At 41.2% G+C, this 9,313-nt stretch carries 16 protein-coding genes; all 16 read left to right on the forward strand.

Features of this window, described 5'->3' with window-relative positions; genetic code table 11:
• Positions 1–58 precede the first annotated feature (58 nt).
• A complete protein-coding gene (locus tag H5647_RS04860; RefSeq protein WP_045856746.1) occupies positions 59–475 on the forward strand; it encodes a hypothetical protein in 417 nt (138 codons plus the stop codon).
• A 131-nt stretch (positions 476–606) separates the two neighbouring features.
• Positions 607–927, forward strand: coding sequence for a hypothetical protein (locus tag H5647_RS04865; RefSeq protein WP_045856748.1), 321 nt, complete (start codon positions 607–609; stop codon positions 925–927).
• Between the two features lie 161 nt (positions 928–1,088).
• On the forward strand, positions 1,089–1,475 hold the full coding sequence (locus H5647_RS04870; protein WP_052691875.1) for a hypothetical protein: 387 nt from the start codon (positions 1,089–1,091) through the stop codon (positions 1,473–1,475).
• A 655-nt stretch (positions 1,476–2,130) separates the two neighbouring features.
• Entirely contained in the window at positions 2,131–2,484 is a 354-nt protein-coding gene (locus H5647_RS04875; protein WP_045856753.1) for a DUF4431 domain-containing protein, read from the forward strand.
• Between the two features lie 99 nt (positions 2,485–2,583).
• Positions 2,584–2,907, forward strand: a complete 324-nt coding sequence (locus H5647_RS04880; protein ID WP_045856755.1) for a hypothetical protein — start codon at positions 2,584–2,586, stop codon at positions 2,905–2,907.
• Positions 2,908–3,042: 135 nt separating this feature from the next.
• Positions 3,043–3,318 carry a hypothetical protein gene (locus tag H5647_RS04885; RefSeq protein WP_045856557.1) on the forward strand — a complete coding sequence of 92 codons (276 nt, stop codon included), beginning with the start codon at positions 3,043–3,045 and terminating at the stop codon, positions 3,316–3,318.
• A 103-nt stretch (positions 3,319–3,421) separates the two neighbouring features.
• Positions 3,422–3,859 (forward strand): DUF3592 domain-containing protein, encoded by a 438-nt coding sequence (locus H5647_RS04890; protein WP_045856527.1) that lies wholly within the window; start codon positions 3,422–3,424, stop codon positions 3,857–3,859.
• Positions 3,860–3,975: 116 nt separating this feature from the next.
• Positions 3,976–4,362 (forward strand): hypothetical protein, encoded by a 387-nt coding sequence (locus H5647_RS04895; protein WP_045856759.1) that lies wholly within the window; start codon positions 3,976–3,978, stop codon positions 4,360–4,362.
• A gap of 126 nt (positions 4,363–4,488) precedes the next feature.
• The gene (locus H5647_RS04900; protein ID WP_045856761.1) at positions 4,489–4,794 is read left to right on the forward strand and encodes a hypothetical protein; all 306 of its coding nucleotides are present in this window, start codon (positions 4,489–4,491) and stop codon (positions 4,792–4,794) included.
• Positions 4,795–4,906: 112 nt separating this feature from the next.
• Positions 4,907–5,404, forward strand: coding sequence for a GNAT family N-acetyltransferase (locus H5647_RS04905; protein ID WP_045856764.1), 498 nt, complete (start codon positions 4,907–4,909; stop codon positions 5,402–5,404).
• A gap of 166 nt (positions 5,405–5,570) precedes the next feature.
• On the forward strand, positions 5,571–6,101 hold the full coding sequence (locus H5647_RS04910; protein ID WP_045856766.1) for a hypothetical protein: 531 nt from the start codon (positions 5,571–5,573) through the stop codon (positions 6,099–6,101).
• 601 nt (positions 6,102–6,702) lie between these two features.
• Positions 6,703–7,368: a phytanoyl-CoA dioxygenase family protein gene (locus tag H5647_RS04915; protein WP_045856768.1), complete on the forward strand. Its 666-nt coding sequence runs from the start codon at positions 6,703–6,705 to the stop codon at positions 7,366–7,368.
• A 139-nt stretch (positions 7,369–7,507) separates the two neighbouring features.
• Positions 7,508–7,807 (forward strand): hypothetical protein, encoded by a 300-nt coding sequence (locus H5647_RS04920; protein WP_045856769.1) that lies wholly within the window; start codon positions 7,508–7,510, stop codon positions 7,805–7,807.
• 139 nt (positions 7,808–7,946) lie between these two features.
• A complete protein-coding gene (locus H5647_RS04925) occupies positions 7,947–8,210 on the forward strand; it encodes a hypothetical protein (RefSeq protein ID WP_162926287.1) in 264 nt (87 codons plus the stop codon).
• Positions 8,211–8,356: 146 nt separating this feature from the next.
• A complete protein-coding gene (locus H5647_RS04930; protein WP_045856773.1) occupies positions 8,357–8,803 on the forward strand; it encodes a hypothetical protein in 447 nt (148 codons plus the stop codon).
• A 114-nt stretch (positions 8,804–8,917) separates the two neighbouring features.
• Positions 8,918–9,190, forward strand: a complete 273-nt coding sequence (locus H5647_RS04935) for a hypothetical protein (protein ID WP_045856775.1) — start codon at positions 8,918–8,920, stop codon at positions 9,188–9,190.
• Positions 9,191–9,313 lie beyond the last annotated feature (123 nt).

Genomic DNA, 9,313 nt, shown 5'->3' on the forward strand with positions numbered 1-9,313 from the left:
CACGCAAAAAAGCAGCCAATTCACTCCGGCAGTTGCTGGCGGCGTTAGCTTAAATCGAATGAAGAAAATATTTTCAATTCTACCATTTTCAATACCTTTTTTATGTTGGGGTGCTCTGAGTGTTTGGTATTTGTATCAGGGTAATGTATTTTCAGCTTCGCTAGCATGCTTACCTTTTATCGCATTCATATTTTTTATAATTTCGCCACATAGTGGGCCTGGGAACTTTGCATTTACTAAGCAGATGGGGCCAGTGCGGGAGGAAGATGAAACTGAGAGGCAGTACCATCTTAAAATGGCTAAATGGTGGCTTTATGGTTTTACTACAGCTCCTTTATCATACTTAATGATATTTTTTTTCGAGCAATATGTTGGTTTGGTAGTTGTGTTCGCCTTGCTAGGCACCGTGTTTGGTATTGCTTGTTTATTAAAATTTGTAGGTAGTCTATACAATGCAGTACGTGCAAAAAGCTAACAAGGCCAGTCAGCATCGCCCACTGCGTGGGCTGGACAGCTTACACTCCGCGCCTTTTGTGTTTGCTGCGCTCTTAACACAAAAGGCGCTCCATGCAAGCTGCCGCTGCTGGCAACGTTAGGCACTCATAAATGATCAAGCATATTGTCTGGACACTGATAACAATATCCGCATGTGTAATTACCTTTAAGGTTACGGTTAAGGCTGATCAAGAGGTGATGTTCAGGCTGCTTTTACAGCAGTATCTACTCGATTATGAAATGCTTGTGTCTCATGAGAAAAGTCTTGAGAGCGGAGACCCTTCATCTATTAATCGAAGTACCGAGAATATGAAGAGTATGGTTATTGGAGATATGAAAATGGCCATCCCTCTATTGGAGGATGGTTTTAATCCGGATCTATCTGAACCATACATTGAGGAGGCAAAGGCTCTTATCAATAATCACAAGTGAGGTAAAGGTTAAAAGTAAAAGCCTAACAAGGCAATGCAGCACAGCCACTTCGTGGCTTGGACAGCCTAGCCGTCGCTCGTTTTGTGCATGGCTTCGCCATTAACGCACAAAACAATCAACAACTAGTCTGCCGCTGATTGCGGCGTTAGGCTTCATTGGGAATGAATCAGATATTTATCATAATAGTAGTTAGCTTCGCTTGTGTGGCGCTCTATATCTGGAGGTCGCAAATATCCCGAAGGAATGAAGCTCGCCAAAACATATATAAAGAGATTAAGCAGCAGCAACCCGAGTTTTTTAAAGCAGTCTCTGATTTAATGTTCAAGCATGATCCAATTGAGATTAACTTTGAAACAAATACAGACGAATATGATCCAGAAGCTGGAACTGTAATATCTAGGCTGCCAACGGCGAATAACGAAGATGAAGCCTTAGATATCATACATCAAGAGTTCGTTGTTTGGTTTGGTGAGGATACAGCGGGTAATCGTAATAGGTATGTCGGGTTGGCAAATGAAATTTGGGCATTGTGGCGTGAAAAAGCCTAACAAGTTTGTCAACAGGACATTTTTTGCTACGCTCCGTTTTGCGGTGGCTTCGCCACTTTACCGCAAAACTCCACTACACAAAAAATGCCTGTTACAAAGGCGTTAGTTTTTAGCGAGTAAATAGAATATATGGAATTTAAATCGAAAACCTTTCTAATATTCCTGTGGATTCTATTGTTGGTTTTTATAGGTTTGGATGTCCTGGTATATAGTGTTGTGATTATTCCCAAGCAAATAGATTTCGGAGTATTAGAGAATATAATCTATTTCATCTGGTTCGCTGGAAAATTGGGAGTAGTTGCAATGTTAATTACTAAGCGCGGTCGTACTGATCTCGGTATATACATTACGCTATCACCTATTTTTTTGGGTGGATTGTATTGCGCAACTTTTTATCCATTTACTTCTGGTGTTGGTTTTACATCCGACTCTTTTTACAATGTTGTAATTTGTGTTGTAATAGGTATATTCGGGTTTGTAACTCACCGGTGTGTTAAGCCGGTAAGTGAAAACTAACAATACGCTCAAACACCGCTCCGGCCTTCGGCCTCCACTGGACGCCCAATGCTACGCTCGTTTGTGCATTTGCTTCGCAAATTATTGCACAAACCAACTACACATTGTGCGCCGTTTAGCTCAGCGTTAGAGTTTCATTATGAAATTTATCGCGTTAATAATTTTAATATTTCCAAGCTTGGTTTTAGCCTGTTTTCCAACCGATGGAAGTGAGGTGGAGATTATCGGTACAGTAGTACCTTCTGTATATAAAACTGAAGAAATGATCGCGCACTATAGTGCCTTGGAGCTAGTAGAGCCCGAATGTTTTTCACCGGATGGTGAACTTTCAGATGAAGAAGTAAAAATTGGAAAGGTTCAACTTGTGGTTCCAGAAGGCTTTGAAGTTGAGGTGGGTGGCAAATATCGGGTAAACGGGAATGCTTTTCATGGCCATACGGGCCATCATTATACAAAAATCATATTAAGTTCTAAAAATGTACAAAAACTCTAACAAGTTGCTCCTGCTGACATTTTTTCCGTTACTTCTTTTGTGCTTAATAGCACAAAATCATCCACTCCAAAAATGCAGCAGAGCAAGGCGTTAAGTGGCATGAGCATCGAAGAGATTAAAACTGAAAATATAAATGCTATCGTGGAAGTTGGCCTTCATGAATCTTGCATGAGAGATCGTGACGGCTACTATTCTGGTGTTCGGCCAAATCATTGGATGCCTGGACGTGACTATTGCTTTATGGGTCAGCTGGACTTCATTAATACTGATCTTTTAAAACCAGGAGATACTTGCAGAGCAAATGGAAGATTTATAATTGCATCACAGGATGTTCCCGAATTTAAGCCTGGTTATTGTTGGCATATTTGTGAGGCAAACAAAATAATGGGCTATGGTAGGGTCGTTGAAATCACAGGCACTTAACAAAGCAAATCAGCATCAGTCGCTGCGCTCCTTGGACAGCCTTGCCGTCGCTTTTTTTATGCATGGCTTCGCCATTTTCGCACAAAAAAATCAACAACAAGTCTGCCGCTGTTTGCGGCGTTATGTGGCCAAGGTATGAGATATATATTTTTAGCATCAATTTTATTTTCTCAATCGGCGATAGCTTGCCTATGCAATAATGAAGTGGTTTTTTATACGGGTGCTAAGGCTATTGAAGCCAAGTATCCAGAGTATAAAATTACTCGAGAAGAGTATGAGGCCGTTGAATTAGACAAGAAGTGGATGGTTCTTAGGAAAGAGCATGTATATAAAGAAAACCCAAGAGAATATCCAAGGGCATTCATATCAAAAGAGGGCTGCAAACTTGATAAAGTATTTTGGTCTAAGTAAGCACATAACAAGTTTAGCCAGCATCGCCCCTTCGGGGCTGGACCTCCGTTTCGGCGCTTCGCGCCTACACTGCGGCCGCTGCTAAAGGCGTTAGCTCTAAAGTATGGAAATAGAACTCGGAATATATGGGAAGATTATTTTTTGGTGTTTAGCGCTTTTAATATTCCTGTATGAGATTTATCAGGTTTTAAAAGGGAGAGCCTCCGATAGTTGGCGAGCACATACAGCAAAGGTCACAGACGTTCGTATCGATACACGGATAGATGATGGAGTCGAGGAGAGTAAGCCTAGTATCAAATATCATTACTCATACATGGGCTCTTCTTATAGAGGTAGTAAGATTAAGTATGGTGGTCTTTGGTCTAGTAAGTATGGCAACGCAACTACAATGCTGTCGGGTATCGTCAAGGGAAGTGATGTAACCATCTACGTCAATCCCAAACGTCCCTATCAGTCCGTTTTGTATCGCGGGTATCAAGGTAGTGCTGTCTGGTTTATTTGCTTTATGGCTGTGTTTTTCTTCATCGCAGTCCAGAGCTAACAAGGCAGTCAAATTGACGGCTATTCCGTCGCTTGTTTTGGTGGCGGCCGCTACGCTGCCACAAAAACAATCAACTACATAGCCGCAATTTACTGCGGCGTTAGGTGCTCCATTAAATGAAGTTTTTCGCGGCTTTTATATTTGGTGTTTTAATCATTGGCTGTAGCAATAATTCAGTTGTTACGCTTGGGGGTAATGGTCATCGGATAAAAATATTGGATGATCTATCGAAATCTGAGGGAGAAATGGTAGCTTCCTTCGTTACCTCTAAGATGGAGGTTTTACGTTCTGAATATATATCGGTCGATGCAAAGGTTACTGACTTATATAGCATATCCAAATGGCACACTCCAGGCATGCAATCAGATGAAGAGAAGAAGTGCAAATACTCAGCAAACTTTTATTATGGTGGGTTTGGTAATGCTGTGTGTATCGGTGTGCATGAAGTCAATGATCAGGAAATAAAATTAAAGGTGCTTTGGAGTACTAGTTGGATATCATAAAATCACCTAACAATACGTGCCAGTCGGACAGTTTGTTCCGTGGCTTTTTTTTGCGCTGGCCGCTACGCTAGCACAAAAATACACTACACAAACTGCCGCTGCACTCTGCGTTATGTGTAGCTAATAATGAAGAAAGTTTTTATCTATAAGTTTCGCGGTACTTATTCTGGGGGGTCAGACTATGACTACCATGCACCAGTCGCAGGGCATACGCATAGCTGTTTGATCTTTATTGCTCAAGAATCCGCTGAAATTGATACATTATCAGCAAGAAATGAAATCGGCCGTTTTGGATTTGTAGATTTGGAAAGTGTTGATGGGAAGCGAATGAGCGTAGAATCACTTAATACTCAAATGTATCAAGGGTTTTCGGGTTTTTACGAAGAAGCGCTTCGCGAAGGTAGCTCTCTTGTATATTACCCCAACACATAACAAAGCTGTCATAAGGACATTTTTTGCTTCGCTTCGTTTTGGGGTGGCTTCGCCACTATACCCCAAAACTCCACTACACAAAAAATGCCTCATACAGCGGCGTTAGGTATCTATGATAAATATCCTTGAACTTCAACCAGACGATAATGAACACTATAGAAGACTGTGGCTGTCTGGAATTACAGAACATCCAGAGTTTTTCCGCATCGCCCTTGAAGATGATCCAGATCCTATAATTCCTACAAAATTTAATTCATTTAGTTTTACATTAGGAGCTTTCTTTGAAAATAACTTGGTTGGAGTGGTAAGTTTTGAGCGTGACCCTCGCTATAAATTACTTCATAAAGCACTAATTTTTCGCATGTTTGTTCATCCTACTGCTGCAGGTCAAGGTATTGGTAAAGCTCTACTTCAAAGAGTTTTATCAATTGCAGCAAAATTGCCTGAGCTAAGGTATTTGTATTTAACTGTACTTGCTTCTAATGAGCGGGCAATAGGACTTTACTCATCTTTAAATTTTAAAGAGTTTGCTCGTGAAATTGGTGGCGTTAATATAAGTGGGCACTTCATTGATGAATTACAAATGGCTCATCAGCTGGCCAATACCTAACAAGTCGTTGCAGCACCGCTCCGGCACTTCGTGCCTGCGCTGGACAGTTTTTAAGTCGCGGTTTTGTGGTTTTGCTGCGCAAAAGTGTTCCACAAAACCACAACTTAAAAACTGCCGCTGAACTCGGCGTTAGCTGAAAAATAATTATTAACCATAGGAGTAAAAAATGAAGAAAATATTTTTATTAGTAATAATGGTGTCTCTGGCTGCCTGTTCGACGATGCAGCCACCAAGATATTCGATATCTGTTGATAATGTTCAAGCTTTAAAGGAATACGAGAATGTAAGTCTTATGGTTTCGGATTTTACGCAAAGTACGCCCTTTAATTCATCTTGCCGATTGATGGGGCCAATAGAGCCTGCAGATGGCCTTACATTTCCAGAATTTATTGGTAAGGCATTCAACGACGAATTGAAGATGGCAGGTATTTACTCTGAAACAGGAACAAAAATTTCAGGCGATATCACTAAAGTAGATTTTTCATCTACTAGTGGTCTTACAAATGGTTTTTGGGATATCTCGATTGTTTTAAAGTCTTCTAATGGTAATTCCATTGCGGCTAGTAATAAATACACATTTAAAAGCGGATTTGATGCTATAACTGCATGCAATGCTACGGCAGATGCTCTATCTCCAGCTGTCCATGATCTTATTCAAAGTGCAGTAACAAATCCAGAGTTCAAAAAATTACTGTAATCAGCTAACAAGTGTATGCACACGACAAAAACTGCGTCGCTCCGCTTGTGTATGGGCTCCGCCCACTTTACACAAACTACACGCCACAGTTTTTGCGTGTGATACAGGCGTTATGGCGGGTTTAAATAATTTGTATATCGTTCCAGAATACTGTCCAATTTGAGAACTCGCAGTTTAGTAAGTGCAAACGTCGAGAAAGAACAAATAGTTTCACTCGGCACAAGAATGTAGTGAAGTGGTTACAATAAAAGCAATGGAATATGGTGAGTGTAAAACTGTTTGTTCCTTGGTTCACCGTTTAAGATTCCACTGCGAAATAAAATAGATAGTTCGCATCTTCAAGGCTCCATCAAGAAGGTGCGAATTGTTAGAATAGTGGGTTAAACTGGTTGAGTTTTTAATAGGCTAAAGTTCCGCGTTCGCTCCACAAAGAGCGCTGTAGAAAGTAAGTGCCACCCAGCCCATAACAAAACGCTGCACTCGGACGCATATTGCTACGCTCGTTTTTATGTATGTCGCTGTGCTCCATTTTACATAAAAACGCTCTCCGCAATATGCGCCGGTGAGCTCGGCGTTACATGCCTACCAGGAATAGAGATCAGTGCCAACCTTAGAAAATGGGTACGAAATAATTGATGAGTTTTTATCTCACGATCAACTCGTCTCCTTAAATAGGGAACTCTCATCTATAAACTTTCCCTCTAAGGCCGGAGGCATTAGAAATGCTGAAAAGAAATTCTCTGTAATCCGTAGTCTTGCGAACTCAGAACAATTACATAGCCAAGCAAAAATATACCTGTCAGGCGATGTGAATTTAGTTCGAGCCATACTTTTTAACAAAACGAGTGAGAGTAACTGGCTGGTAACGTGGCACCAAGATAGAACCATCGCGGTATCGGAAAGATTTGAAAAAAATAAGTGGGGGCCTTGGAGTATTAAAGATGGCGTTCAAAGTGTTCAGCCACCCGTGGAGGTTCTCAATCAAATGGTAACTTTTCGGATCCACCTTGATGACGCTAGTCAAGAAAATGGCTGCTTAAAAATTATACCCAAAAGCCATGAGCAAGGTATTCTTGATCATGGGTCAATTCAAGAATATATACAAACGCGTAGTCCAGTGATTTGTGAAGCTTCTGCTGGTTCGGCTTTGGTTATGCGGCCTCATTTACTCCACTCATCTAGTAAGGCCTCGGTTCCGTCTCAGCGTCGGGTTTTACATTTGGAGTACAGTAGCTTTAAATTACCATCTGGCGTTGCATGGGCATAAAGCATGTAACAAAACAATCAACCGGACTCCGCTAAGCGTGGTTCGCTTTGCTCACAATACCACGCTTAGCTACGCTCGGTTATTGTGGCGTTATGTGTAACAAGCAACAAGCAATAATCATCTGAGAGATGCCTAAGATATGAAACTTAAATATTTGATGTTAATAATAGTGTCAGCAGTATTAATTTCATGCACGTCAAGCTCAGGTGTAATTCCTGATGGAAAAGATTCATATCGTATAGTGCATTCAGGTGACACGGGTTTTACAAATTCCAATACATTACAAAAAAATGCTTACAAAGAGGCGGCAGAATTTTGTGCCGGTAAAGGAAAGGTAGTCGAAACTGTAAATATGGAGGCCAAGCAAGCACGTCCATTAGGTGGCTGGCCAGAAGCATCTTTACTTTTTAAGTGTGTAACAAGATCAAGTGGCACATAACAAGGCGCATCAAGCACGCCACTTCGTGGCTGGACCTCCACTGCGTCGCTTGTTTTGTGGCTTAACGCTTACGCTACCACAAAACAATCAACTACGTTCCGGCCCTTGTGCGCGGCGTTAGAAAACGGAAAAGTCTAATATGAGCAAGCAGAAGGTTACTTGTGAAAAATGCTCTAGGAAAACTCCCAGAAATATGTACAACAAATGCATATATTGTGGCGAAGCCTATAAAGAAGAATATCATTTCTCTCAAAGTGAAAAAGACGAAAAATTGGTTGAGCTTGAGGAGGCGAATGCCGCACAAGAAAGGCAGTTAGATGATTACCGAAAAAAGGAGAAGGAGAAAGAAGTGGCTCGCAGAAAAATTGCAAATACTACTCACCACAATGGTGGACTGTTTTAGTGTGATGTATAAATAAGGGAAAAATTCTAACAAGGCCAGTCAATCTGACCTCCGTAAACTGTCTTCTTTTTTGCAAAAAGACGCAAAAAAGCAGCCAATTCACTCCGGCAGTTGCTGGCGGCGTTAGGCAACCAAGTGGAATCAGAATGAATATTGGTGGAAAGTACTTTCCTTTAATGCAAACCGCAGTGATTTCACTCGCTTTTTTTCTTTCGGCTATTTTAGTGATATTGCCGGTAACTTTATTTTTAAAGGGTGTTCCCTTATCGAGCTGGTTGTTGCCTTTGGCAAAGCTGGCTTCCGTTGGCGGAATATTGAGTAGCGTAGCTATATTTATGGCATGGATGTTCTGTGAGCTCTATTCAACCAACTTAAAGCGATTTATGTCCGCTGTGATATATGCAATAGTTTGCCCTGTGGTTTTTATACTTATCCTCGGTGTTGTTTTGCTGTTGTGGCAAGGCACATTTTTAAACGGAATATCAGAGCAGAAGGGGAAAGAAAATTTACTCATTATATTTTCTGCGTTCTCACTCATTTGCTTTGGTATATATTGGTCGGGAAGCAAAAATTGCCTAACAAAGCTGTCATAGGGACATTTTTTGCTTCGCTCCGTTTTGGGGTGGCTTCGCCACTTTACTCCAAAACTCCACTACACAAAAAATGCCCCATACAGCGGCGTTAGAAATCAATATGGAAAGTTCTGTATGTCAAAAAATATAATATTCCTACTCGTTGCAGCTCTAGTGGTGTCAGCTGTATCAGCCATTATTTTGGGGCAGAATATATCAGGTGCTGCGGGCATTGGCTTTGTAGTTGGAATGGCCGCTGGAACCGTTGGAATCGCAGTTTTACTTGCATTTATTCCGGCTGGCATTTATTGGATGTTTAAACGTAAACGTATGCCTGGTCTAAATATTTACGTATGGGTACTTTGGGGCCTTATTGCGGTTTTAAGTCTCGTCGGTAATTTAATGTGAAATGTGCAGCTATTTCTAACAAGTCTGTCATAGGGACATTTACTGCTTCTTTCCGTTTTGGGGTGGCTTCGCCACTGTACCCCAAAACTCCATTACGTAGTAAATGCCCCATACAGAAGCGTT

The sequence above is a fragment of the Teredinibacter purpureus genome (assembly GCF_014217335.1).
Lineage (GTDB): Bacteria > Pseudomonadota > Gammaproteobacteria > Pseudomonadales > Cellvibrionaceae > Teredinibacter > Teredinibacter purpureus.

Excerpts from the sequence above, each read along its gene's own strand:
- H5647_RS04900 (WP_045856761.1), top strand. The coding sequence starts at position 4,489 with ATGAAGAAAGTTTTTATCTATAAGTTTCGCGGTACTTATTCTGGGGGG.
- H5647_RS04925 (WP_162926287.1), top strand. The coding sequence starts at position 7,947 with ATGAGCAAGCAGAAGGTTACTTGTGAAAAATGCTCTAGGAAAACTCCC.
- H5647_RS04880 (WP_045856755.1), top strand. The coding sequence starts at position 2,584 with ATGAGCATCGAAGAGATTAAAACTGAAAATATAAATGCTATCGTGGAA.
- H5647_RS04935 (WP_045856775.1), top strand. The coding sequence starts at position 8,918 with ATGTCAAAAAATATAATATTCCTACTCGTTGCAGCTCTAGTGGTGTCA.
- H5647_RS04870 (WP_052691875.1), top strand. The coding sequence starts at position 1,089 with ATGAATCAGATATTTATCATAATAGTAGTTAGCTTCGCTTGTGTGGCG.
- H5647_RS04930 (WP_045856773.1), top strand. The coding sequence starts at position 8,357 with ATGAATATTGGTGGAAAGTACTTTCCTTTAATGCAAACCGCAGTGATT.
- H5647_RS04920 (WP_045856769.1), top strand. The coding sequence starts at position 7,508 with ATGAAACTTAAATATTTGATGTTAATAATAGTGTCAGCAGTATTAATT.
- H5647_RS04890 (WP_045856527.1), top strand. The coding sequence starts at position 3,422 with ATGGAAATAGAACTCGGAATATATGGGAAGATTATTTTTTGGTGTTTA.
- H5647_RS04905 (WP_045856764.1), top strand. The coding sequence starts at position 4,907 with ATGATAAATATCCTTGAACTTCAACCAGACGATAATGAACACTATAGA.
- H5647_RS04860 (WP_045856746.1), top strand. The coding sequence starts at position 59 with ATGAAGAAAATATTTTCAATTCTACCATTTTCAATACCTTTTTTATGT.
- H5647_RS04910 (WP_045856766.1), top strand. The coding sequence starts at position 5,571 with ATGAAGAAAATATTTTTATTAGTAATAATGGTGTCTCTGGCTGCCTGT.
- H5647_RS04875 (WP_045856753.1), top strand. The coding sequence starts at position 2,131 with ATGAAATTTATCGCGTTAATAATTTTAATATTTCCAAGCTTGGTTTTA.
- H5647_RS04865 (WP_045856748.1), top strand. The coding sequence starts at position 607 with ATGATCAAGCATATTGTCTGGACACTGATAACAATATCCGCATGTGTA.
- H5647_RS04885 (WP_045856557.1), top strand. The coding sequence starts at position 3,043 with ATGAGATATATATTTTTAGCATCAATTTTATTTTCTCAATCGGCGATA.
- H5647_RS04895 (WP_045856759.1), top strand. The coding sequence starts at position 3,976 with ATGAAGTTTTTCGCGGCTTTTATATTTGGTGTTTTAATCATTGGCTGT.